Source organism: Bradyrhizobium sp. CW1 (assembly GCF_023100665.1).
Classification (GTDB): domain Bacteria; phylum Pseudomonadota; class Alphaproteobacteria; order Rhizobiales; family Xanthobacteraceae; genus Bradyrhizobium; species Bradyrhizobium canariense_D.
Genome location: NZ_CP064684.1, coordinates 4,268,113 through 4,290,261 on the forward strand (window position 1 = coordinate 4,268,113; position 22,149 = coordinate 4,290,261).

Below are 22,149 nucleotides of genomic sequence, written 5' to 3' on the forward strand. Positions count from 1 at the left end.
CGGAAGAGAACTTAACGCCGAGTGGCGAGCGGAACGACGTTGTGCAACGTTTCGATGCCGCTTTCAAGGAAGCGGCGCACGCCACGCGCGGCCTGCCTGATCCGTTGCTCGTTTTCCACCATGGCGATGCGGACATATCCTTCGCCATGCTCGCCGAAGCCGACGCCGGGCGAGACCGCGACACCGGATTTCTCCACCATCAGGGTCGCGAACTGCATGCTGCCGACGCTGCGGAAGGCTTCCGGCAGCGGCACCCAGGCGAACATCGATGCTTCCGGCGGCGGGATCTCCCAGCCGGCACGGCCGAACGATTCCACCAGCGCGTCGCGCCGCTTGCGGTAGGTGTCGCGCATCTCCTTGATGCAATCGTCCGGTCCGTTCAGTGCGGCGGTCGCTGCGACCTGGATCGGCGTGAACGCACCGTAGTCGAGATATGATTTGACGCGGCCGAGTGCCGCAATCACGCGCTCGTTGCCGACCGCGAAGCCCATGCGCCAGCCAGCCATCGAATAGGTCTTCGACATCGAGGTGAACTCGACGGCAACGTCCATCGCGCCCGGCACCTGGAGCACCGAGGGCGGCGGGTTGCTTTCGTCGAAATAAACCTCGGCATAAGCGAGATCCGACAGGATCAGGATCTCGTGCTTCTTCGCGAACGCGACCAGGTCCTTGTAGAAGTCGAGGCTCGCGACATAGGCGGTCGGGTTCGAAGGATAGCAGACCACGAGCGCCAGCGGCTTCGGGATCGAATGCACGATCGCCCGCTCGACAGCCTCGAAGAATTGCGGCGTCGGCTCCGAGGGCACCGAACGGATCACGCCGCCCGCCATCAAGAAGCCGAAGGCGTGAATCGGGTAGCTCGGATTGGGACAAAGGATGACGTCGCCGGGCGCGGTGATCGCCTGCGCCACGTTGGCAAAGCCCTCCTTGGAGCCAAGCGTCGCCACCACCTGGGTGTCGGGATTGAGCTTCACGCCGAAGCGGCGGGCGTAGTAGCCGGCCTGGGCCCGGCGCAGCCCGGGGATGCCGCGGGAGGCCGAGTAGCGGTCGGTGCGCGGCTTGCCCAGCGTCTCCTTCAGCTTCTCCAGCACGTGCGCAGGCGCCGGCAGGTCCGGATTGCCCATGCCGAGGTCGATGATGTCGGCGCCGGCGTTCCGCGCGGCTGCCTTGGCCCGGTTGACCTGTTCGAACACGTAAGGCGGAAGGCGGCGGATGCGGTAAAATTCTTCCATGGCTCTCTCGGCTCCGGCAACCGGTCAGGACAGAATCGACAGGCCATAAAGACCAGGCGGAAGGCGCCCGCATCTCTCGCGAAAATTACTCAAGATCAAATACTTAGAGCAATCATCGACGACGTTGACTGAAGTCGTTCGCCCTGACTCTCGGCTGAACTAAGGTCTTTTAGCACGGCGAGGCGGAGGCGCCAGCGATTACCTTGCGGCGCCCTATTTCGCGTCCTTGGTGGCAACCGCCTGACGGTCGCGCGCGGCAGCAAGTTCGGCCTCGATCTTGGCGCGTTGGTCCGGCGGCATGACGGCCTGATCGCGATCCGGCGGCAGATCGTGCACCGGCAGATAGCTACCGGCCTCTCTGGGATGCGCTTGAGCATCGGAAGGCGTCATATCCGCGAGCTGGCTCGAGCAGCCGCCCAGGGCGAGCGTCGCCATCAGCAGCGCGCCACAGATCCGCCGCGACTTTTGCAGGTCCCACAACGCCAACACTAGGGAAATCCCCACTTCGTCCCAAAGCACGGCCCCGGGCAACCTTACCCAAGTCCGCGCCCAAGCTCAAACCATTGCTGCCCAAATGGTGCGAGCGAGAAAATAGCCCCAGTCCATCAAGCCGAGCGGTGCGGCTCGATTGTGACGGAACCAAGAAAATTTTGTCGCACTGCAACACATCTTCGAGAGTGTTTAACGCCAAACATGCGAGCTTCGCGGTGACGAATACGGAATGAATCGTTACTGTTCTCCTCATGAGTATGGCCACCACCGATACGCCCAAACCCGAGACGAAGTTCGATGCGGAAGCCTTCGCGATGAATGTCGCGCGGGCGATGGAAAGCGGCGGCAAGGCGCTTGCCGCGTACCTGAAGCCGCGCGAGAGCGGCGAGGTGCAGGATCGTCCGCCGGCGGAGCTTACCGAGGTCATCAAGACCTTCACCGCCGTCGCCGAATACTGGCTGTCGGATACGTCGCGGGCCTCCGCACTCCAGACCAAGCTCGCCAAGGACTATCTTGACCTCTGGGGCTCGGCGGCGCGCCGCATGGCCGGTCAGGACGCACCGCCCGCGATCGCACCCTCGCCGCGCGACAAGCGCTTTGCCGATCCGGAATGGAAGTCGAACCAGTTCTTCGATTTCATGATGCAGCTCTATCTGCTCACGACCAAATTTGCGCAGGAGCTTGTGCGCGAAGCCGAGGGCCTCGATCCGCAGACCCGCCGCAAGGCCGAGTTCTACGTCCAGCAAGTCACCAACGCGATATCGCCCTCCAACTTCGTGCTGACCAATCCGGAAGTGCTGCGCGCGACGGTGGCCAGCAGCGGCGAAAATCTCGCGCGCGGCCTGAAGATGCTGGCCGAGGACATCGCCGCCGGCAAGGGCACGCTGAAGATCCGTCAGTCCGATCCGGACAATCTCGTCGTCGGCGTGAACATGGCGACGACGCCGGGCAAGGTGATCTACCAGAACGAGATGATGCAGCTGATCCAGTATGCGCCGGCGACGGAGAAGGTGCTGCGCACGCCGCTCCTGATCATCCCGCCCTGGATCAACAAATTCTACATCCTCGATCTCAAGCCGGAGAAATCCTACATCAAATGGTGCGTCGATCAGGGCATCACCGTGTTCGTGATCTCATGGGTCAATCCCGACAAACGCCTCGGAGCCAAGAGCTGGGAAGACTACATGAAGGAAGGCCCGCTCACGGCGATGGACGTGATCGAGAAGGTCACCGGCGAGATGAAGGTGCACACCGCCGGCTATTGCGTCGGCGGCACCATGCTCGCGACCACGCTGGCCTGGCTCGCCGAGAAGCGCCGCCAGCGCGTGGCGTCCGCGACGTTCTTCGCGGCACAGGTCGACTTCACCCATGCCGGTGATTTGCTCGTGTTCGTCGACGAGGAGCAGATCGCATCCCTCGAGCAGGACATGAAGGCGGCGGGCGTGCTCGAAGGCTCGAAGATGGCGATGGCCTTCAACATGCTGCGCTCCAACGATTTGATCTGGTCCTATGTCGTCAGCAATTACCTCAAAGGCCAGCAGCCGAGCGCGTTCGACCTGCTGCACTGGAATTCGGACGCGACCCGCATGACCGCGTCGAACCATTCGTACTACCTGCGCAATTGCTACCTTGAGAACCGGCTCTCGACCGGCACGTTGGTGCTGGACAACACCTTGCTCGATCTCTCCAAGGTCATGGTGCCGATCTACAATCTCGCAACCCGCGAGGACCATATCGCGCCGGCTGAATCGGTGCTGTACGGCTCCCAGTTCTTCGGCGGCCCGGTGAAATACGTGCTGTCCGGCTCGGGCCACATCGCCGGCGTGGTCAATCCGCCCGCCTCGAACAAATACCAGTACTGGACCAACGACAACGTGAAGTCCGCCAACGTCGCCGAGTGGATGAAGGGCGCGGTCGAGCACAAGGGCTCCTGGTGGCCGGACTGGCGGCAATGGCTGGGCGCACTCGATCCCGAGGAAGTCCCGGCCCGCACGGTCGGCAGCGAGGCGTTTCCCCCGATCGAGGACGCACCCGGCAGCTATGTCAGGGTTCGCGCATAGCAGAATCTTTCGCGCTTTCGTATAAGCTCCATGCCTGCAGCAGAAATTGATGAGGGGACCGGGTTATGACGCGTGAATTGTTCTGGCTGACACTGACGGTGGTCCTGACTGGAATCCTCTGGATTCCCTACACCATCAACCGCTGCCAGATTCGCGGGCTTGGTGGTGCGATGGCCAATCCCTCGCGCACCGACAAGCCGCAGTCGGAATGGGCGAACCGCCTGATGTTCGCGCATGACAACGCCGTCGAGAACCTCGTGCTGTTCGCGCCGCTGGTGCTGATCCTGAATGCGATCGACTACTCCTCGAAGTGGACGGTGCTTGCCTGCGCCGTCTATTTCTGGTCGCGCGTTGCGCATCTGATCGTCTATGCGATGGGTATTCCCGTCTTCCGCACCCTCGCCTTCACCGTCGGTTTTCTCGCCCAAGCCGTGCTGGCGCTCGCGATCTTCAAGGTGCTCTGATCGGCCCCGGTTGGGTTGGCGCCTGCAACGAACGGGTGAAATCTCGAAGGCCTATCGCGGCTGCCGGTGTTGCCGAACGACGACAGTGCGGAAAAAAGCAGCAATGCACTCTTGGGCTGACACGATGGATCGCACATCCAGAGGTATATTTGCCCATCGCAATTGATTGATTCGGGGCAGACATGAATTGGAAGATTGCATCCGCCGTCGGCGCGTTGTCGCTCGTTGCCGTCGCGACCCAGGCTAACGCCGCAGATCTCGCCGCCCGTCCCTACACCAAGGCGCCGCCGATGATCGCCGCGATCTATGATTGGAGCGGCTTCTACATCGGCGCCAACGGCGGATATGGCTCGTCACGCAATTGCTGGGACCAGACGGTTGGTTTCGCGGCCGGCGTTGCGGAAGGCTGCCATGACGCGACGGGCGCCGTCGCCGGCGGCCAGATCGGTTATCGCTGGCAGAGCAGCGCCTTCGTATTCGGCCTCGAAGCGCAGGGCGACTGGGCGGACCTCTCCGGCCGGAACGCCAGCACCGTGCTCGGCGTCGCGAACCGCACCCGTGTCGATGCTTTCGGCCTGTTCACCGGCCAGATCGGCTACGCCTGGAACAGCGCACTGCTTTACGCAAAGGGCGGCGCCGCCGTCACCCGCAATCGCTACCGCGGCATCGGAACCGGCGGTCTGGCCGGAGCCGAGTTCGACGGTGCCGACGACACCCGCTGGGGCGGCACGGTCGGCGTCGGCATCGAATACGGCTTTGCGCCGAACTGGTCGGTCGGCCTCGAATACGACCATCTGTTCATGGGCCGGCGCGACGTTACCCTCACGGCAAACGGCGTGCTGGCACCCGTCGGCACGTTCTCACGTACCGACCGCATTGGCCAGGACGTCGACTTGATCACGGCCCGCATCAACTACAGGTTCGGCGGCCCGATCATCGCGAAGTACTGAGAAGCGCCCCTCGCGGCCGTCATGCCCGGGACCAGCCCGGTCATGACGAGCAGCGAATGTTGCTCCTACGCCTCCGGCAATCCCAGCATCAGTCGCATGTTCTGCACGGCCGCGCCGGACGCGCCCTTGCCGAGATTGTCGAGCCGCGCGACCAGCACCGCCTGATGGTACTTGTCGCTGGCGAAGACGTAGAGTTCGAGCGTGTTGGTCTCGTTGAGCCCTTCCGGCTCGAGCTTGCCACCCTTGGTCGTCTCGTTCTGCAGCGGCATCACCGAGACGTATTTCGAGCCGGCGTAACGCTTTGCCAGCGCGGCCTGGAGATCGGCGCCGCTGGGCTTGCCGGGCAGCGTGTCGAGCTGGAGCGGCACCGACACCAGCATGCCCTGCCGGTAGTTGCCGACCGACGGGATGAAGATCGGCCGCCGCGTCAGGTTCGAATAGAGCTGCATCTCCGGCAGATGCTTGTGCTCGAAGCCGAGGCCGTAGAGTTCGAAGGACGGCGCGCTGCCGTCCTCGAAACTCGCGATCATCGACTTGCCGCCGCCGGAATAGCCGCTCACCGCATTGATGGTGACGGGATAGTCGCGCGGCAGCAGGCCGGCATCGACGATCGGTCGCAGCAGCGCGATCGCGCCGGTCGGATAGCAGCCGGGATTGGACACCTTCTTCGCAGCCTTGATCTTGCCAGCCTGATCCGGCGTCAGTTCCGGAAAGCCATAGGCCCAGTCGGGCGCGACCCGGTACGCGGTCGAGGCATCCAGCACCTTCGGGCCCGACGGCCCCATGCTGTCGATGAGCGCAACCGTTTCCCTGGCAGCATCGTCGGGCAGACAGAGGATGACCAGATCAACCTTCTCCATCAGCGCCTTCTTGGCCGCGGGATCCTTGCGCTTGTCGTCGGCAATCGTCTTCACGACCACGTCGCTCTGCAGCTTCAGCCGCTCGTTGATGCCAAGCCCGGTGGTGCCGGAGCCGCCGTCGACGAAGACGGTGGCCGGCTTTGTCGCAGCGCCAGTGGTCGGTGCTTTCGTCGTTTCAGTGAGGCTCATGGCGCGCTCCTTTCGAGCATGTTGGTTTCGGATGCGAAGGCCTCCGGCCTTACGTCCTGCATCAGTTGCGCGATCTCCCTGGCGTCGGCATGGGCTTGCGCGCCAAGCGCATTGGCGATCGCCATATAATCGGCGTCGGACTTGTGCTGGTTGAGCTTGAAGCTGGCTTCGACCTCCTCAACCGTCATGACCAGACCCACGATCGCCTTCTTCATCGCCTCGAGCCGCCCGGCCGTCATCTTGCCCGACGTCCACGGCTTCTTCGGCAACAGCCAGTTCTCGAACTTGTTGCTGAGCGTATCGATTTGCACGGCCAGTTCACCATCCGACAACAACCGCACCGGCCCGGTCAGATGGACCGACTGGTACAGCCAGGTCGGCACCTGATCCGGCGAGACGTACCAGTCCGGCGACACGTAGGCATCGGGGCCGTTGACCGCGAGGAGCCAGGAGGTCGTCCCGTCCGCAAGCTTTAGCAGCGGATTGTGACGGGCGACATGAAACGCGGCCTGCGGCGTGCCGTCCGCGGCATAGGTCAAATAGAACGGCAGCGGCGAGGCGATCGGCTTGTGGCCGTCGAAGGCGCACATGGTGCCGAAGCCGCGCGTGTCGGCGAATTTCAGGCTCGCGGCGCGGTCCTGCTTGAAAAAGGGTGGCGTATACATCGTAGTCTCCTGCTGGCCTCCTTGGTGGCCGCCGGATCAGATCGCACTGACAGGAGAGAGAATGCCGCGGATCGGATCCAGCGGCAAAGACGATGATCTCAAACGCGATCGACCGCCCAAACCGCTAAAGAGCGGCGGCGGCGACGGGCGAACAGGATGGTCGCGGCGTTGATCATGGCGCGGTGCTATAAGGCCAGTTGCGGTCGCCGTCAAGGTTCCGACGTCACACCACGCCCCAGATCCATTCCATGATCTTGGCGATCACATCTCCGAACAGCAGCAGCGCCGCCGACCAGATCAGTGCCGAGACGAAATTGGCGGCCTGGAAGCTCCAATAGGGCATCTCGAAAATGCCGGCTGCAAGCGGCACGGAGGCACGCAAGGGGCCGAAGAAGCGGCCGATGAAGATGCTCGGCACGCCCCAGCTGCGCACGAAGGCCTCGCCTCTGGGCAGGAGTTCCGGATAACGCGAGAGCGGCCACATCTGCGCGACCTGCTCCTTGTAGCGATAGCCGAACCAGTAAGAGACCCAGTCGCCCAGCGCCGCCCCGATGCCACCGGCGATCCAGACCGGATAGAAGCTGATGCCACTCGCGCCGATCAGCGCGCCGATAGCGACCAACGCGCCCCAGGCCGGGATCAGCAGCGAGATGAAGGCGAGCGACTCCCCGAAGGCGAGCACGAACACGATGGGAGCTGCCCACGTCTGGTGAGCGCGCACGAAATCGGCGAGCCCGTGCGCAAACTGCTCCATTCAAAAATAGCCTTTCCGTCCTGCCCGAAGGTGCTGCTCGATGAAAAGGACTGGTAAGCCAATGACTTGTGTGACATCAAGTCACAAAGCCAGGTCCAGCCGGACCGGACCGTCACATTGCCGGGAATTGATGGGGATGCGGCGTAAAATCGCCGGGATTGGCTCCCAACCACACCGCCCGGCCCGCCCCGCGATAACCTTTCCAAGTCAGAAGTGGCATAGTCGGCCCAACCGATTCGCCGCTCATGCGGCCCTCAAAACGCATAAAGATATATGTCCAAGCAGTTGAAGCCCAAAGCAAAAGACGATTTTTTCGGCGGCGATGAGCCCAAGCCCCGCGCCGCCAAGGCCGCCCCGCGCGCGGGCGGTGCCGAGGCCGACTACACCGCAGCCGACATCGAGGTCCTCGAAGGTCTGGAACCGGTGCGCCGCCGGCCCGGCATGTATATCGGCGGCACCGACGAGAAGGCGCTGCATCACCTCTTCGCCGAAGTCATCGACAACTCGATGGACGAGGCGCTCGCGGGGCATGCGACCTTCATCGGAGTCGAATTGAGCGCGGACGGCTTTTTGACCGTCACGGACAACGGCCGCGGCATCCCGGTCGATCCGCATCCAAAATTCCCGAAGAAGTCGGCGCTCGAAGTCATCATGTGCACGCTGCACTCGGGCGGCAAGTTCGACTCCAAGGTCTACGAGACCTCGGGCGGCCTGCACGGCGTCGGCATCTCCGTGGTGAACGCCCTCTCCTCGCTGCTCGAGGTCGAGGTCGCGCGCAGCCAGAAACTCTATCGCATGACGTTCGAGCGCGGCCACCCGAAGGGCAAGCTCGAGGATCTCGGCAAGATCAACAACCGCCGCGGAACCCGCGTGCGCTTCAAGCCGGACACCGACATCTTCGGTGCCAAGGCCGCGTTCAAGCCGCAGCGCCTGTTCAAGATGACGCGTTCGAAGGCGTATCTGTTCGGCGGCGTCGAGATCCGCTGGAATTGCGCGCCCGAACTGCTTAAGGGCGTCGACGACGTGCCGGCGGAAGCGACGTTCCACTTCCCCGGTGGCCTCAAGGACTATCTGGCCGCCGCGATCCATGCCGACACGCTGGTGCATCCCGACATCTTCTCCGGCAAGTCGGGCCGCAACGGCGCCCATGGCGCCTGCGAATGGGCGGTGGCCTGGACCGCGGATGCCGACGGCTTCCTGTCTTCCTACACCAACACTGTGCCGACGCCCGACGGCGGCACGCACGAATCCGGGCTGCGCAGCGCGCTGCTGCGCGGCCTCAAGGACCACGCCGAACGCGTCGGCCAGGGCAAGCGCGCGTCGTCCATTACGTCAGAAGACGTGATGGTGGGTGCAGCCGTGATGCTCTCGGTGTTCGTGCGCGAGCCTGAATTCCAGGGCCAGACCAAGGACCGTCTCGCCACCGCCGAAGCGCAGCGCATCGTCGAACAGGCGATGAAGGATCCGTTCGACCATTGGCTGTCGGGCAATCCGAACCAGGCCAACAGGCTGCTCGACTTCGTGGTCGACCGCGCCGAGGAGCGGCTGCGCCGCCGCCAGGAGAAGGAGACCGCGCGCAAGACCGCCGGCAAGAAGCTGCGCCTCCCCGGCAAGCTCGCCGATTGCAGCGATGCAGGGTTGGAAGGCTCAGAACTCTTCATCGTCGAGGGTGACTCGGCCGGCGGCAGCGCCAAGCAGGCGCGCGACCGCAAGACCCAGGCCGTGTTGCCGCTGCGCGGCAAGATCCTCAACGTCGCGTCCGCCGGCAAGGACAAGCTGACGGCGAACACGCAGCTCGCCGACCTCGTGCAGGCGATCGGCTGCGGCATGCTCGCGCAGTATCGCGAAGAGGATCTGCGCTACCAGCGCATCATCATCATGACCGACGCCGATGTCGACGGTGCCCACATCGCGTCGCTGCTGATCACCTTCTTCTACCGGCAGATGCCGCGGCTGATCGATGAAGGCCATCTCTTCCTCGCCGTGCCGCCGCTCTACAAGCTGACCAACGGCACGAAGTCGGTCTACGCCCGCGATGACGCGCACAAGGCAGCGCTGATCAAGAGCGAGTTCAACGCCAACGCCAAGGTCGAGGTCAATCGCTTCAAAGGCCTCGGCGAAATGATGCCGGCGCAGCTCAAGGAAACCACCATGGATCCGGCCAAGCGGACCATGCTGAAGGTGGTTCTGCTCGCCGACGACCGCGACACCACGGCGGATTCGGTGGAACGCCTGATGGGCACCAAGGCCGAAGCCCGCTTCGCCTTCATCTCGGACAAGGCCGAATTCGCCAATGACGACCTGCTGGACGTCTGATCCGCAGGCGCTGCCCGGTCGTATCCATCCAGAGCCCCGGCATGATGCCCGGGGCTCTTTTGTTTTTTGGGAGATGACAACCGCTCTTTCCCGCCAATCCCGCCAACGTCCGCCTCGATTTCGTTGATTCCCGGCCTCATCGCGCCGCGACTCGGCCAACGACTCACCGAGCCATGACTGATGCAGGACTGCCTCCATTTCGGACAAAGCCGGATTCGCTAACGAGAAGCTACCAAAACGCAAATCGCAAAATTCGACGTACTGCATTGATAATGCGTACTTATTTCACATTTCCACGACGGCACCCAGAATCCCTGCCGTGCGGCGTTTCCCGGCGACTGTGCCTGCTCTGCAACAGCATTTCGGAGAGAAGCAGGTATAGTCCGGGACATCAGATCACACGGACTTCAGTGCGCTCGCGCCTGCCAGACAGACCAAAGCTTGGGGATTTTTAAGATGAAGAAGATTTTGCTCGCACTGACCGCGGTTGCTGCCATGACCGCTTCGGCTTCGGCCGCTGACCTTGGCGCCCGTCCCTACGCGAAGGCCCCGATGGCGGCTCCCGTCGCCAACTGGACCGGCTTCTACATCTTCGGCGGCGCCGGCGGCGGCCTCTCGGCCTCTGACCAGCGCGTCCAGACCACGGTTGGCGCAGTTCCCCTGACGATCGATCAGCGCCAGGGTGGCTCGGGCTGGTTCGGCACCGTCGGTCTCGGCTACGACTGGCAGTTCAGTGGCACCTGGGTCGCCGGCGTGTTCGCTGACGGTCAGTTCGGCAGCATCCGTGCTACCATTCAAGATCCCCTGCTCGGCATCACCGGCAACCAGAAGCTGGAAGACTCCTGGGCCGCTGGTGTGCGCCTCGGCTGGCTGGTCGCTCCGAACGTTCTCTCCTACGTCAACGGCGGTTACTCCGGCGCCCACTTCGGCAGCACCAACTTCATGACCTTGGCTGGCGCTCCGGCCGGCGTTCACCTCAACGGCTACAACCGCAATGGCTGGTTCATCGGCGGCGGCGTTGAGAACAACCTGAACATCTTCGGCATCCAGTCGCCCGGCTGGTTCATGAAGACCGAGTACCGTTCGGCCTTCTACAATGCCAAGACCCAGGACATCCTGTTCGATGCCGGTAACCTCCCGGTCGGTCAGAGCATTCGCGCCAACAGCTGGAACCAGACGATCTCGACTTCGCTGGTTTACCGCTTCAACTGGACCGGTCCGGTCGTCGCGAAGTACTGATCCGAACGCAAGTTCAGACGTCAAAGCCCCGGCATCGTCCGGGGCTTTTTCGTTGTACGGTGCTTCAGCGGACCTTGCGTATGGACATGCATCCGCCCTGCGGCCTGCATCAGCGGCCATTGTATCCCGACCACGGCTACGGCTAGTCTCCCGGCAAGTTTTCGGGCCGCGGCAATCGTCATGTCGCGTCACGACAGAAGCAAACCGCCGGGGAGGAATGCATGCGCAGATTTCTGCTGATAGCAGGCCTGTTTGCCCTTGCCGTCGGGCTGCTCTGGATCGGACAGGGTACGGGCACCGTCGCGTGGCCGCGATCGAGCTTCATGGTCAACCAGCTGCAATGGGCCGGCTATGGCGCAGCCTTGGCCGGCTTCGGGCTGGTGCTGATCTGGCAGAGCAACCAATAGAAGAACCAGGGAATAGCAGCATGACAACCAGTCGGTTCGATCTCCGCGGCAAGGTCGCGATTGTCACGGGAGGCAATGGCGGCATCGGGCTCGGAATGGCCCGTGGCCTCGCCGATGCCGGCGCCAACATCGCCGTGGTCGGGCGCAACGAAACCAAATCCGCCGCCGCCGTCGCTGATCTCAGCCAGCGCGGCGTGAAGGCGATCAGTGTTGCCACCGACGTCACCGACAAGGCGGCCATCGCCGCGATGATCGATCGCGTCGTCAGGGATTTCGGCCGCATCGACATCCTCATCAACAATGCCGGCATGAGCATCCGCAAGCCGCCGCACGAGCTCGAGCTCGACGAGTGGAACACGGTGATCAACACCAATCTCACCAGCGCCTTCCTGTGCTCGAAGCTGGCCTATCCGGCGCTGAAGGCGTCCGGCAACGGCAAGGTGATCAACATCGGCTCGATGATGTCGATCTTCGGCGCGAGCTTCGCAACGGCCTATGCGGCGAGCAAGGGCGGCATCGTTCAGTACACGCGCGCCTGCGCCAATGCGTGGGCGCCCGACAACATCCAGGTCAATGCCATCCTGCCGGGCTGGATCGACACCGACCTGACCCGCGGTGCGCGGCAGCAGGTATCGGGATTGCACGAGCGGGTGCTGGCACGCACGCCTGCGGGGCGGTGGGGCGACATCGACGACTTCGCCGGCATCACCGTGTTCCTCGCCTCATCCGCCTCCAACTTCGTCACCGGCACCGCGATCCCCGTCGATGGCGGGTTCTCGGTGATGGCGTAGGCCGCACCAATAAATCTGCACACAAAAAAGAAGCCCCGGACAATGCCGGGGCTTTTGAATTTGGGCAGTGATCGTCTTTTATGGCTGCTTGGTCGTTCGTTGACCCACTTAGTAGCGGGCGATGACCGGCGCGTCGAACTTGTAGCTGGCGCGCACGACGGCCCACTGCAGGTCGCGCGGCTTGGCATCGAAGCTGTAATTGCCGGAGGTGCCGCCGAGTTGATAGGTCTGGCTGGCGAAGGCTGCGTAGTTGTACTCGAGGCCGACGATCCAGTTGCGGGTGATGCCGTATTCCCAGCCGGCACCGACGGTCCAGCCGTTGGCCCAATGGGTCTGACCGCCGGAACCGGTGGCCGGACCGACCGTATCGGTGACCGACAGACGGTTGTTCACGCCGGCATAGCCGCCCTTGATGTAGAACAGGTTGTTCTGCACGGCGAAGCCCGCGCGACCGACGACGGTGGCAAGCACATTGGTGCGCCAGGAGAACACGTCGTCACCCGCGCCGAACGCGGTGTTCAAGAACGAGCCCTTGTTGTCGAGGCCCGAGATCGTGCCTTCCATACCGAACACGTAGTTGTTGGCCTGCCAATTGTAGCCGATCTGGGCGCCGCCCAGGATGCCGGAGTTGCGCTGACGGTAGCCCTGCCCCGGGGTCAGATCGCCAAACGGTGCCCCGGTCCCGTTGTTGATGAACTGCTCGTTGGTCCATGCACCGCCGATGTGGCCGCCGACATAGAAGCCGGTCCAGTTGAACATCGACTCCATATAGGCCGGCGCCTTTGTGTAGGGCCGAGCACCGAGATCGGCGGCGGAAGCGGCGCCGGTCGAAATCAGAGCGGTCGTGCAGGCGAAGGCGGCAATCAACTTGTTACGCATGGTACACCCCGTGTCCTTTGATGGGTGCACGCTCACACGCAGGTCTTACTCAAATTTGAATCAAGACAGTTAAGACGTCGGATTGGCAAGCAGCGCGCCTTCAATCCGTTTGCGCTGTTGCACGCAGGCAACGCGTCGAGCGCGATTTAACGCCGCGTTATCCCTACCGGGCCCTTGCGCTACCGTGCCGGCGTAGCCTTCGACTGCACGTGCTCGGGCCGGACGCCAAGCGCGAGCAGGCGCGCCGGAATGCCCTGGAGCCACGGCAGCGCGGTGATGAGGCGCAGGACCAGCGGCACTTTCAGCGGCCGGTCGCCGCCCTGCAAGGCGCCGCTGATGATGTTGTTCTGCACGATCATCTGCATCCGCTGCGTCATCTTCACCGGGAATTCGCGGCGACGGCGCACGGCATCGAGTTCGTCCTCCGACGGGCAGCCGCGCTGCAGCTCGTCCGCCAGCAGGTTTGCGGTCGCGACCGCATCCTGGACGGCGAGATTGACGCCGACACCGCCGACCGGCGACATCGCATGTGCGGCGTCGCCGATCAGAAGCAGGCCCGGCCGCGTCCAGCGCGGCAGGCGGTTGATCGCGACGGTGAGCAGCTTGACATCGTCGAAGTTCTTCACCTCGGCTATGCCGCTCTTCAGGACCGGCGCCATGCGAACGACGTCGTCGAGCAGCGCCTGCAATCCCCTCGCCTTCACCGCGTCGTATTGTCCCTTGGCGATGACATAGGCGCACTGCCAATAGTCGCCGCGGTCGAAGGTGATCATCATCTTGCCGGGCTCGACGCGCGCGAACAGGTTCTCGGTCTCGTTCGCCTTGCGTCCGACGCGGAACCACAGCACGTCCATTGGCGCGCCGATCTCCTCGACCTCGAGGCCGGAATGCTGGCGCACGGTCGAATGCCGGCCGTCACATGCGATGGTGAGATCAGCTTCGATGTCCACGATACCGTCAGGCGTATTCGCCCGCACGCCGGCGATGGTCTCGCCGCGGCGGATCAGATCGACGGCCTCCGTGTTCATCATCACCTGCAGCGAGGCGAAGCGCTGGCCGGCCTCGCGCAGGAAATTCAGGAAATCCCATTGCGGCATGAAGGCGATGAAGGGGTACTTGGTGCGGAGGCGGCTGAGATCGGCGATGCGAACGGGGGTACTGCCGAACAGGCCGTCCAGCTTTTGCAAGCGCTGATGCGGCAGCTTCAGGAATCCGTCGATCAGGCCGAGCTCGTCCATCACCTGGAGCGTCGAAGGATGCACGGTGTCGCCGCGGAAGTCGCGGAAGAAATCCGCATGCTTCTCCAGCACCACGACATCGATGCCGGCGCGCCCGAGGAGATAGCCGAGCATCATGCCCGCCGGTCCGCCGCCGACGATGCAACACCGCACCTTCAGCGGGGAGCCCTGGGGACGCTGCAACGTATCGGGTTTCACGGTCGGGTCCTCCTTCACGAGCCAAGCATTCTGTGCAGTGCAGCAAGCAAGATTCATTTGCTGCGGTTGTGAATGGCCGTTAGCCTTGCCTCCAATTCCGACTCATTCGGGAAATTGCAGTGCAGACAATCCTCATACTGCTCGGCGTCTGGATCCTGATCAACGTGCTTTTCGTCTTGATCATGATCGCACCGCGCAGGCCGCCGCTTGCGCCGGTGCGCATCGAACAGAACGGTTATCCGCACGAGGAGCAGGTCAAGCTCCTGCCGCGCCAAGTCATCATCTCGATCGCGATGGGCGCTTTCTTCCCGCTGACCCCGTCCTTGATCGAGGCCCTCAAACGCTTCATCCGGAAGCGCCGCGAATAGCTAAGCGGCCTGCTCGACACCTCAGTTGTTGCTGCGGTTCGCGCTGCGGAAGCTCTTGATCTCCGACACGCTGCCGTCGCGATAGGTCAGCTCCACCGAGATGAACTGCGTTGCCGGCGCGAGCTTCATGGAGAGCGGCATGCCGGCGCTGATCGCACTGGGATCGCGCATGTCGCAGCCCGGCATCTTCAACACCTGGTTCGGAACGGCGGTATCGATGCCGATGCGCACCTCGCGGATGGCGCAGCGGTAGGACACTAGGTGCGTGTAGTAGACCAGCAGCCCGTTGAACTCGCGGAATGACAGCCAGCTCGTCGCGGTCATGTCCAGGATCTTGCGCTGGTCACGGATCAGCGCGGCTTCGGGATCGAACCTGATCGGGAACGGCCCCTGCATGTCACCGGATTGGTCGACATAGCGAACCTCGATGGTGCCGGCCTGCGCGTCCGGCGGCAATTCGATCGACGGGTTCGGCATCCTCTTGCGCGTGCGCGGGTCGAGCGTATCGATGAAGCCGGTTTCGCGGAAGTCGCCGTTGCCGGCCATGCGCCAGGAAACGCCGAGGGTCGGATCGGCAAAGGAGAACACCACGCTCCAGCCGCCATTGTGACGCGAGAAGCTCGCGATCGGCGCGTTGGTGGTCTCCTCCTTCGGCACGCGCGGCACCGACACCGGTGGCAGCGCCGCGAGCTTCTGCGCCGGCGGATCGGCCGGGCGCGCGGCGGCATCCTTGGCGATGCCGCTGAGGAAGACGTCATCGACCATCTGATCGAAATAGACCGGCACCTGCCTGTGCTTGACAGTGTCGGCCATCTCGCTCACGAGACGGCGCGTACGCTGCGCCACTTGCACCAGGTTCTCGCCGGGCTGGAGCAGTTCCTTGGCGAAGGTGCGCGTGAATACCGAATTGGGATTGGCGTCGTCATTGGAGAGGCGGTCGAGCGCGGTCTGGCGCGGGCCCGCCGAGAAGACCGAGAACACGCCTTCGGGCAGCTGCACCATCGGGGCAAGCCCGCCGCCACCGGAGACGGCGCGGGTACCCTTGCGCTCGAACGGGTTGTTGCGGCAGGCGTCGAACACCAGGATCGAGGTCCGCGCCTTCTTGTTCTGGAGGCGCTCGACGATGCGATCGGCCAGGATGGAGGCGTCACGCACCAGTTCTTCCTGCCCTTCCGTCGCCGCGGGCACGTCCGTCGGCAGCAGATAGTTCTGGCCCGCGATCTCGAAGCCGTGGCCGGCATAGAAGAAGAACGCGGTGTCGCCGGGCTCGATCGTCCGATCGAACGCGAGCAGCGTCTCCGAAAATTGCTGCCGGCTCTGGTTTTCGGCGAGCATTACGGAGAATCCGAGCTGCTTCAGCGTATCGCCCATGGTGCGGGCGTCGTTGACCGCCTTGAGCAGCTTCGGAACGTTCCTGTAGTCGTTGTTGCCGACGACGAGCGCAACGCGCTTCTCGGCACAGGCGGGAAGCGCGAAACCGCTGAGGCCGGCCGCAAGGCCAAGCGCTGCCAGTACTCTGAGAAGCCGACGCGTCATCGAAAATCCCTCAAGAACGGCCCACGCCGGTTCCCTCGAACAGCGGTTCATGGGAACCGCGCCGTTGATGTGATAGTCGGCCCAGCCACATCGCTGGTTCAACCGCCCTGAGGACTCAGGTCTGTTGTCTAGCCTATGGTAGATGCCACCGGAATTTGCTTTTTCTCGGTCAATTCTTGTGGGCAATTCCGCTGGAAGCGAGGGGCCGCCGTGTATCGCTGGTGCACCGACGAGGTCGAGCCGCACGACCGCTTCGACTTTTGGCGCGAGGTGCGCGCCAAGGGCCTGTTCGGCGTCACCGTCGAACTCGAGCCCGAACGCCGCGCGAACTTCTTCGGCGAATTCTCGCTGCGCCAGCTTGGCGGAGCCGGCCTCGTCGAGCTGAAGGCCTCCCATTACACGGTCGAGCGCAGCGTGACCGATATCGCTCACGCGCCGGGCGACAGCCTCTGCGTCTATCAGCAGCTCGGCAGCGGCGGCTGGTTCGGCGGCATGCGCGGCAGCAACTTCACGATCGCCAATGGCAGCTTCGCTACCAGCCATACCGACCAGCCCTATCGCGCCGCGCCGCTGGGCACGGGAGGCTTCCACCTGCGGATCCTGAAAGTCTCGCTGAGCGGCCTCTCCACGCAGGACAAGCGCATGCGCGAGCTTGCGCCCCGGACGTTCGACGATCCCGGCTTGAAGCCTCTACTCGGCGCCTGCTTTGCGGATCTCGGCGAGGTTGCCGCGGGTGATGACGGCGCGGCCGATGCCGCTTCCCTCGTCGAGGCTTTAGCTCATCTGGCGCTGATCGAGCGCGGCATCCTGCGGCCCGGCAGCCGCCTCGGGCAGGCCGCACTGCGGACCGCCCGGCTCTCGTACGCACGGCGCCTGATCGCGCGGCACCTGCAAGACCCAAATCTGGCGCCGACCATGGTGGCCGACCTGCTCGGCGTCTCCGTGCGTCACCTGCATACGTTGTTCGAGAGCGCGGCCAGGAGTTTCTCGCAAACCGTGACGGACGAACGCCTGAACCAGAGCCGCCGCTTGATGCGCGAAGCCCCGGACCGGTTGATTGCCGACATCGCGACCTCCTGCGGCTTCGAGAGCGTCGCGACCTATTACCGGGTCTTCAACGCCGCCTACGGGATCGCGCCCGGCGACTTCCGCGCGCAGGGGCCGGAGGGGCGCTAGCCGACGTTTGGGCGGAAAACCGCAGCCGCTCCCACTATTTGGGCGAAAACCTCAGGTTTTTTAGGGCCTTCCCGCGCCCGCTCCATTGACTTTGGCCGATTCCCCCCTATGTTCCGTGGCGACGCGGCTCAGATCGAAGAGCGATTCCTGAGCTTGGCGCTTTGTTCGCGTGAGTCAGCACCCCCAGCTTCTTTGAGAGCGCGCCGTTTTGGGGTGGAACGCGACAGCCTTATTACCCTCGATTCCGAACGGCGGTTTCGACCAGAGGCTCAATGTCTTTTACCCATCTCGGACTATCCGAAAAAGTCCTCGCTGCAGTGGCGGCCACCGGTTACACCACCCCCACCCCCATTCAGGAACAGGCGATCCCTCACGTCCTCGCTCGCAAGGACGTGCTCGGCATCGCCCAGACTGGCACCGGCAAGACCGCGGCCTTCGTGCTGCCGATGCTCACCATCCTCGAAAAGGGTCGCGCCCGGGCGCGCATGCCGCGCACCCTGATCCTTGAGCCGACCCGCGAACTCGCGGCGCAGGTGAAGGAAAACTTCGACCGCTACGGCGCGGGCCAGAAACTCAACGTCGCCCTCCTGATCGGCGGCGTTTCCTTCGGCGACCAGGATGCCAAGCTGACGCGCGGCGTCGACGTGCTGATCGCCACTCCCGGCCGCCTGCTCGACCACACGGAGCGCGGCGGCCTGCTGCTCACCGGCGTCGAGCTGCTCGTCATCGACGAAGCCGACCGCATGCTGGACATGGGCTTCATTCCCGACATCGAGCGCGTCTGCAAGCTCGTCCCGTTCACGCGGCAGACCCTGTTCTTCACCGCGACCATGCCGCCGGAGATCCGGCGCATCACCGAAACCTTCCTGCACAATCCGCAGAAGATCGAGGTATCGAAGCCCGCCACCACCGCTGTCACCGTTACGCAGTGTCAGGTCCCGGCCGGGCGCGAGGCGCACGAGAAGCGCGAGCTGCTTCGCCGATTGCTGCGCGAGGCCAAGGATCTCCAGAACGCGATCATCTTCTGCAATCGCAAGCGCGAGGTCGCCGTCGTTCACAAATCGCTGCAAAAGCACGGCTTCAGCGTCGGCGCGCTGCACGGCGACATGGACCAGTCGGCCCGCACGGCGGCACTCGAGCAGTTCCGCAAGGGCGAGCTGCCCCTCCTGGTCGCATCCGACGTCGCCGCCCGCGGCCTCGACATCCCCGAGGTCAGCCACGTCTTCAATTTCGACGTTCCCCACCATCCCGACGATTATGTCCACCGCGTCGGCCGCACCGGTCGCGCAGGCCGGTCCGGCATGGCGATCTCGCTCGTCACGCCGCTCGACCAGAAGTCGATGGTGGCGATCGAGAAGCTGATCGGCCAGAGCATTCCACGCGCGGAGGGCGATTTCGAAGTCCGCACCGATGCTTCCGACGCGAGCGAGCGTCCGCGCGAGCAGCGCGGCCGTGAACGTTCACGCGGCGGACGCGGCAAGCCGCAGCGCGGCCGCGATCGTGAGCGAAGCCACGAGCCGCGCGAACCGCGTGGCGAGGCACAGCCTTCGGCCGAAGCACGGTCCGCTCCCGAGACAAGGCCCGCTTCCGAAGCAAGGCCCGCGCGCGAGGCAAGGCCTCCGCGTGAAGCAAGACCTTCGCGTGAAGCCAGGCCGCCGCGCGAAGCCAAGCCATCATCCGAGCCGCGTGACGGTGCGCGCCAGCAGGCCAATCCGTCGCATGTGCCGTCGATCGGCCGTCCCGAGCCGCGCCGCCAACGCGAAGCCGACAGCGAGCCGGGTGACCACTCGCATCTGCCGGCCTTTCTGCTGCGTCCAGTTCGCTCCCCCGCCGGCGCCTGAAGCACGATGCGCGCCCGGCTTTGGTTGAAACCAAGCCGGCGCGCACTTTTTCGGATGCATTCGTGGACGTATATTTACGGGGCGTTCACGATCGTCCGTTAGCCTACGAACATAATTTAAGTATTGCTGCGGTCGTCGGCGCGCCGGTCGCTGTGGGGTATGTTCCGTGGTCAAGGTGCTCGACGAACACGAACGCACGATGGCGTTCGCCGAGGTGGCGCTCGGTCAGATCCGATCGCTACGGCAGACGGCTATTCCCCGCAATTACGAGATCTGGTACGTCTACGCCACCGGCTACAACGCCCCGCTCAACAAGATCATCAACGAGACGCTGACGCGAAGCGGCAAGCTGACCGAAGCCGATCTCGATCAGATCTACGAGACCTATCTCTCCCACATCAAGACCACCGAGCGCATCGACAAGGTCGGCGCGCGCGTCATCGGCGAGATCGACGACGTCATAAAGGTTCTCGGCGACGCGCTCGCGATGACCGGCTCCTACGATGCGAGCCTGTCGGACGCGACCAAAAAGCTGTCATCGGCCGAAAGCCGCGAGCAGATCAAGTCGATCGTCGAGACGCTGCTGCATTCGACCAGCGAGATGCGCGAGACCAACAAGGCGCTGGAAGACCGGCTGACGCTCTCGAGGAGCGAGATCAGCAACCTCCAGCAGAGCCTGGAGGCGATCCGCGCCGAGAGCCTGACCGATCCGCTGACGGGGCTCGGCAACCGCAAATATTTCGATCGCATGATCGACATGGCCGTGCAAGGCGCGCTCGCCTCCGGCGAGCCGCTGTCGCTGCTGCTGGTCGACATCGATCATTTCAAGTCGTTCAACGATTCCTACGGCCATCTCACCGGCGACCAGGTGCTGCGGCTGGTCGGCCTGTCGCTGAAGCAGACCATCAAGGGCCAGGACATCACCGCCCGCTATGGCGGCGAGGAATTCGCGGTCGTGCTGCCCAACACCGCGCTGCGCCAGGCCCTGACGGTGGCCGATCACATCCGCCGCGCGGTGATGGCGAAGGAACTAAAGAAGAAGTCCACCGGCGAAATCCTTGGCCGGGTCACCATCTCCGTCGGCGTCTCCATGCTCAAGCAGGGCGACGACACCGATGCGCTGATCGAACGCGCGGATGCCTGCCTGTACGCCGCCAAACGCAACGGCCGCAACCGCGTGATCTGCGAGGCCGATCCGGAATTCGCGGTCGAGACGCATAACCGGGTGGCGTGAATCCGAAGCTGCGCACCGACAGCCGCGCTTGACATTCTGACCCGACGAACGACATCTCCCTCGCCGTCTCAAGGCGTCCGACTGCGAGCATCCGGAGGACTTTTCGCCTTGCCAAACCCGCATGATTTTCACTCACCGCAACCGTCCTACACCAGGGACGAGCTGCTGAGATCGAGCGAGGGCGGCTATTTCGGCCCGGGCAATGCGCAATTGCCAGCGCCGCCGATGCTGATGATGGATCGCATCACGGAGATCAGCCTGGATGGCGGCGAGTTCGGCAAGGGCCATATCGTCGGCGAACTCGACATCGCGCCGGGCCATTGGTTCTTCGATTGCCACTATCACGGCGATGCCACGATGCCAGCGTCTCTGGGTTTGGATGCCATGTGGCAGATGGTCGGCTACTGGCTGGGATGGTCGGGCTCGCCGGGCAAGGGCCGCGCCATCGGCGTCGGCGAAGTCGCGTGCACGGGCGAGGTCACACCGAACGCGCAACGCGTGCGCTACGAGGTCTCCGTGAGGATGGTCCGGCGCGGCAAGCTGGTGCTCGGAATTGCCGACGGTCGCGTGCTGGCCGACGGCGTCTGCGTCTTCACCGCCAGGGACATGCGGGTTGGTCTGACCAAGGCCGTGGAGTGAAGTCCCATCGGGTGGGCAAAGGCGCTCAGCGCCATGCCCATCATCTCCCACACCAGCACGTCAGCGGAGGGCACGCTTCGCTTTGCCCGCCCTGCGCACTGTTTTCTTCTTGGTCGGCCGCTTCGTTGCAACGGGCTTCTTCGCAACCTTCTTCGCCGCCTTCTTCACCTTGGGCGGCTTCTTCACCTTGGCGCGCTGGGCAGCAGCAAGCGCGGCCCTCGCCCATTGCGCGAGTTCCGCGGAATCGTCGAACAGGCGGGCCGGCAGCTCCCAATAGGAGTTCACCACCACGGTCTTGGCGCGGGTCGAGTATTGGAACGGCTTCGAGCCTTCCGCCTCAAAATCCGGGATGGTCATCTCGTCAGCGCGGAAGAACAGGCCGGCGCGCAAGGCCAGCGCGAAGTTGACGCCGTCGGCGGAGATGCCGTAGCCGGAGAACATTTTCCGGATGGCGACGGGGCCGAAATCGGCGAACAGGTCGATCAGAAATTCGCGGTCCATGGCTGAACTATTTCCGCACGGTCGTCCTGGCGAAAGCCAGGACCCATTCCACGGGAGGGAGTTTAGCGAAGACTGCCAGTCGTGCCAGCGTCGGTATTGGCACCGACGATCACCGCGAGA

General features: G+C 63.8%; 21 protein-coding genes. 12 read left to right on the forward strand and 9 right to left on the reverse strand.

The genetic code is table 11. From position 1 onward, the window contains the following. Positions 1 to 11 precede the first annotated feature (11 nt). Both IVB54_RS21020 and IVB54_RS21025 read right to left on the reverse strand, forming a co-directional pair. The gene (locus IVB54_RS21020; protein WP_018454429.1) at positions 12 to 1,232 is read right to left on the reverse strand and encodes an LL-diaminopimelate aminotransferase; all 1,221 of its coding nucleotides are present in this window, start codon (positions 1,230 to 1,232) and stop codon (positions 12 to 14) included. Positions 1,233 to 1,445: 213 nt separating this feature from the next. After that, positions 1,446 to 1,721: a hypothetical protein gene (locus tag IVB54_RS21025; protein WP_026232732.1), complete on the reverse strand. Its 276-nt coding sequence runs from the start codon at positions 1,719 to 1,721 to the stop codon at positions 1,446 to 1,448. Positions 1,722 to 1,975: 254 nt separating this feature from the next. Here IVB54_RS21025 and phaC point away from each other — a divergent pair, with 254 nt between their 5' ends. The 3 genes from phaC (at position 1,976) to IVB54_RS21040 (ending at position 5,198) form a co-directional block, all read left to right on the forward strand. After that, positions 1,976 to 3,784: a class I poly(R)-hydroxyalkanoic acid synthase gene (gene phaC / locus IVB54_RS21030; RefSeq protein WP_026232733.1), complete on the forward strand. Its 1,809-nt coding sequence runs from the start codon at positions 1,976 to 1,978 to the stop codon at positions 3,782 to 3,784. Between the two features lie 65 nt (positions 3,785 to 3,849). Continuing rightward, positions 3,850 to 4,248, forward strand: coding sequence for an MAPEG family protein (locus IVB54_RS21035; protein ID WP_018454432.1), 399 nt, complete (start codon positions 3,850 to 3,852; stop codon positions 4,246 to 4,248). 182 nt (positions 4,249 to 4,430) lie between these two features. Then, positions 4,431 to 5,198: an outer membrane beta-barrel protein gene (locus IVB54_RS21040; protein ID WP_018454433.1), complete on the forward strand. Its 768-nt coding sequence runs from the start codon at positions 4,431 to 4,433 to the stop codon at positions 5,196 to 5,198. Positions 5,199 to 5,263: 65 nt separating this feature from the next. Here IVB54_RS21040 and argC read toward each other — a convergent pair whose 3' ends face one another. The 3 genes from argC to IVB54_RS21055 all read right to left on the reverse strand — a co-directional run bounded on the left by argC (position 5,264) and on the right by IVB54_RS21055 (position 7,666). Then, positions 5,264 to 6,247, reverse strand: coding sequence for an N-acetyl-gamma-glutamyl-phosphate reductase (argC, locus tag IVB54_RS21045; RefSeq protein ID WP_018454434.1), 984 nt, complete (start codon positions 6,245 to 6,247; stop codon positions 5,264 to 5,266). Then, on the reverse strand, positions 6,244 to 6,912 hold the full coding sequence (locus tag IVB54_RS21050) for an FMN-binding negative transcriptional regulator (protein WP_085353489.1): 669 nt from the start codon (positions 6,910 to 6,912) through the stop codon (positions 6,244 to 6,246). The genes argC and IVB54_RS21050 overlap by 4 nt, the downstream gene beginning before the upstream one ends. A gap of 223 nt (positions 6,913 to 7,135) precedes the next feature. Next, positions 7,136 to 7,666, reverse strand: a complete 531-nt coding sequence (locus tag IVB54_RS21055; RefSeq protein ID WP_018454436.1) for a DedA family protein — start codon at positions 7,664 to 7,666, stop codon at positions 7,136 to 7,138. Between the two features lie 273 nt (positions 7,667 to 7,939). Between IVB54_RS21055 and parE the strand changes: the two genes are divergently transcribed. The 4 genes from parE (at position 7,940) to IVB54_RS21075 (ending at position 12,419) form a co-directional block, all read left to right on the forward strand. After that, positions 7,940 to 9,982, forward strand: a complete 2,043-nt coding sequence (gene parE / locus IVB54_RS21060) for a DNA topoisomerase IV subunit B (RefSeq protein WP_018454437.1) — start codon at positions 7,940 to 7,942, stop codon at positions 9,980 to 9,982. Between the two features lie 456 nt (positions 9,983 to 10,438). Beyond that, complete coding sequence (locus IVB54_RS21065; RefSeq protein ID WP_018454438.1) at positions 10,439 to 11,221, forward strand: outer membrane beta-barrel protein; 783 nt, start codon at positions 10,439 to 10,441, stop codon at positions 11,219 to 11,221. 221 nt (positions 11,222 to 11,442) lie between these two features. Next, positions 11,443 to 11,628, forward strand: a complete 186-nt coding sequence (locus IVB54_RS21070; protein WP_018454439.1) for a hypothetical protein — start codon at positions 11,443 to 11,445, stop codon at positions 11,626 to 11,628. A 20-nt stretch (positions 11,629 to 11,648) separates the two neighbouring features. Then, positions 11,649 to 12,419 carry a glucose 1-dehydrogenase gene (locus IVB54_RS21075; RefSeq protein WP_018454440.1) on the forward strand — a complete coding sequence of 257 codons (771 nt, stop codon included), beginning with the start codon at positions 11,649 to 11,651 and terminating at the stop codon, positions 12,417 to 12,419. 108 nt (positions 12,420 to 12,527) lie between these two features. Here the strand turns inward: IVB54_RS21075 and IVB54_RS21080 are convergent, their stop codons facing one another. After that, complete coding sequence (locus IVB54_RS21080; RefSeq protein ID WP_204511099.1) at positions 12,528 to 13,298, reverse strand: outer membrane beta-barrel protein; 771 nt, start codon at positions 13,296 to 13,298, stop codon at positions 12,528 to 12,530. A gap of 179 nt (positions 13,299 to 13,477) precedes the next feature. Next, positions 13,478 to 14,734: an FAD-dependent oxidoreductase gene (locus IVB54_RS21085; protein ID WP_083926369.1), complete on the reverse strand. Its 1,257-nt coding sequence runs from the start codon at positions 14,732 to 14,734 to the stop codon at positions 13,478 to 13,480. A gap of 119 nt (positions 14,735 to 14,853) precedes the next feature. Here IVB54_RS21085 and IVB54_RS21090 point away from each other — a divergent pair, with 119 nt between their 5' ends. Continuing rightward, positions 14,854 to 15,102, forward strand: coding sequence for a hypothetical protein (locus IVB54_RS21090; RefSeq protein WP_018454443.1), 249 nt, complete (start codon positions 14,854 to 14,856; stop codon positions 15,100 to 15,102). A 21-nt stretch (positions 15,103 to 15,123) separates the two neighbouring features. Here the strand turns inward: IVB54_RS21090 and IVB54_RS21095 are convergent, their stop codons facing one another. After that, positions 15,124 to 16,638: a caspase family protein gene (locus IVB54_RS21095; RefSeq protein ID WP_018454444.1), complete on the reverse strand. Its 1,515-nt coding sequence runs from the start codon at positions 16,636 to 16,638 to the stop codon at positions 15,124 to 15,126. A gap of 210 nt (positions 16,639 to 16,848) precedes the next feature. Between IVB54_RS21095 and IVB54_RS21100 the strand changes: the two genes are divergently transcribed. From IVB54_RS21100 to fabA, 4 genes are all read left to right on the forward strand, one after another. Then, positions 16,849 to 17,814 carry a helix-turn-helix transcriptional regulator gene (locus IVB54_RS21100; protein ID WP_018454445.1) on the forward strand — a complete coding sequence of 322 codons (966 nt, stop codon included), beginning with the start codon at positions 16,849 to 16,851 and terminating at the stop codon, positions 17,812 to 17,814. 272 nt (positions 17,815 to 18,086) lie between these two features. Further along, the gene (locus IVB54_RS21105) at positions 18,087 to 19,655 is read left to right on the forward strand and encodes a DEAD/DEAH box helicase (RefSeq protein WP_026232735.1); all 1,569 of its coding nucleotides are present in this window, start codon (positions 18,087 to 18,089) and stop codon (positions 19,653 to 19,655) included. Between the two features lie 166 nt (positions 19,656 to 19,821). Further along, positions 19,822 to 20,889: a GGDEF domain-containing protein gene (locus IVB54_RS21110; RefSeq protein ID WP_018454447.1), complete on the forward strand. Its 1,068-nt coding sequence runs from the start codon at positions 19,822 to 19,824 to the stop codon at positions 20,887 to 20,889. 108 nt (positions 20,890 to 20,997) lie between these two features. Continuing rightward, complete coding sequence (gene fabA / locus IVB54_RS21115) at positions 20,998 to 21,528, forward strand: bifunctional 3-hydroxydecanoyl-ACP dehydratase/trans-2-decenoyl-ACP isomerase (RefSeq protein WP_018454448.1); 531 nt, start codon at positions 20,998 to 21,000, stop codon at positions 21,526 to 21,528. Between the two features lie 60 nt (positions 21,529 to 21,588). On the opposite strand, the gene IVB54_RS21120 is transcribed toward fabA, so the two are convergent. Continuing rightward, on the reverse strand, positions 21,589 to 22,029 hold the full coding sequence (locus tag IVB54_RS21120) for a TfoX/Sxy family protein (RefSeq protein ID WP_018454449.1): 441 nt from the start codon (positions 22,027 to 22,029) through the stop codon (positions 21,589 to 21,591). Positions 22,030 to 22,149: the final 120 nt, after the last annotated feature.

Bases quoted from the DNA above. Each gene is read 5' to 3' on its own strand.
- IVB54_RS21020 (WP_018454429.1), bottom strand. From the start codon at position 1,232: ATGGAAGAATTTTACCGCATCCGCCGCCTTCCGCCTTACGTGTTCGAA.
- phaC (WP_026232733.1), top strand. From the start codon at position 1,976: ATGAGTATGGCCACCACCGATACGCCCAAACCCGAGACGAAGTTCGAT.
- IVB54_RS21035 (WP_018454432.1), top strand. From the start codon at position 3,850: ATGACGCGTGAATTGTTCTGGCTGACACTGACGGTGGTCCTGACTGGA.
- IVB54_RS21040 (WP_018454433.1), top strand. From the start codon at position 4,431: ATGAATTGGAAGATTGCATCCGCCGTCGGCGCGTTGTCGCTCGTTGCC.
- argC (WP_018454434.1), bottom strand. From the start codon at position 6,247: ATGAGCCTCACTGAAACGACGAAAGCACCGACCACTGGCGCTGCGACA.
- IVB54_RS21050 (WP_085353489.1), bottom strand. From the start codon at position 6,912: ATGTATACGCCACCCTTTTTCAAGCAGGACCGCGCCGCGAGCCTGAAA.
- IVB54_RS21055 (WP_018454436.1), bottom strand. From the start codon at position 7,666: ATGGAGCAGTTTGCGCACGGGCTCGCCGATTTCGTGCGCGCTCACCAG.
- parE (WP_018454437.1), top strand. From the start codon at position 7,940: ATGTCCAAGCAGTTGAAGCCCAAAGCAAAAGACGATTTTTTCGGCGGC.
- IVB54_RS21065 (WP_018454438.1), top strand. From the start codon at position 10,439: ATGAAGAAGATTTTGCTCGCACTGACCGCGGTTGCTGCCATGACCGCT.
- IVB54_RS21070 (WP_018454439.1), top strand. From the start codon at position 11,443: ATGCGCAGATTTCTGCTGATAGCAGGCCTGTTTGCCCTTGCCGTCGGG.
- IVB54_RS21075 (WP_018454440.1), top strand. From the start codon at position 11,649: ATGACAACCAGTCGGTTCGATCTCCGCGGCAAGGTCGCGATTGTCACG.
- IVB54_RS21080 (WP_204511099.1), bottom strand. From the start codon at position 13,298: ATGCGTAACAAGTTGATTGCCGCCTTCGCCTGCACGACCGCTCTGATT.
- IVB54_RS21095 (WP_018454444.1), bottom strand. From the start codon at position 16,638: ATGACGCGTCGGCTTCTCAGAGTACTGGCAGCGCTTGGCCTTGCGGCC.
- IVB54_RS21105 (WP_026232735.1), top strand. From the start codon at position 18,087: ATGTCTTTTACCCATCTCGGACTATCCGAAAAAGTCCTCGCTGCAGTG.
- IVB54_RS21120 (WP_018454449.1), bottom strand. From the start codon at position 22,029: ATGGACCGCGAATTTCTGATCGACCTGTTCGCCGATTTCGGCCCCGTC.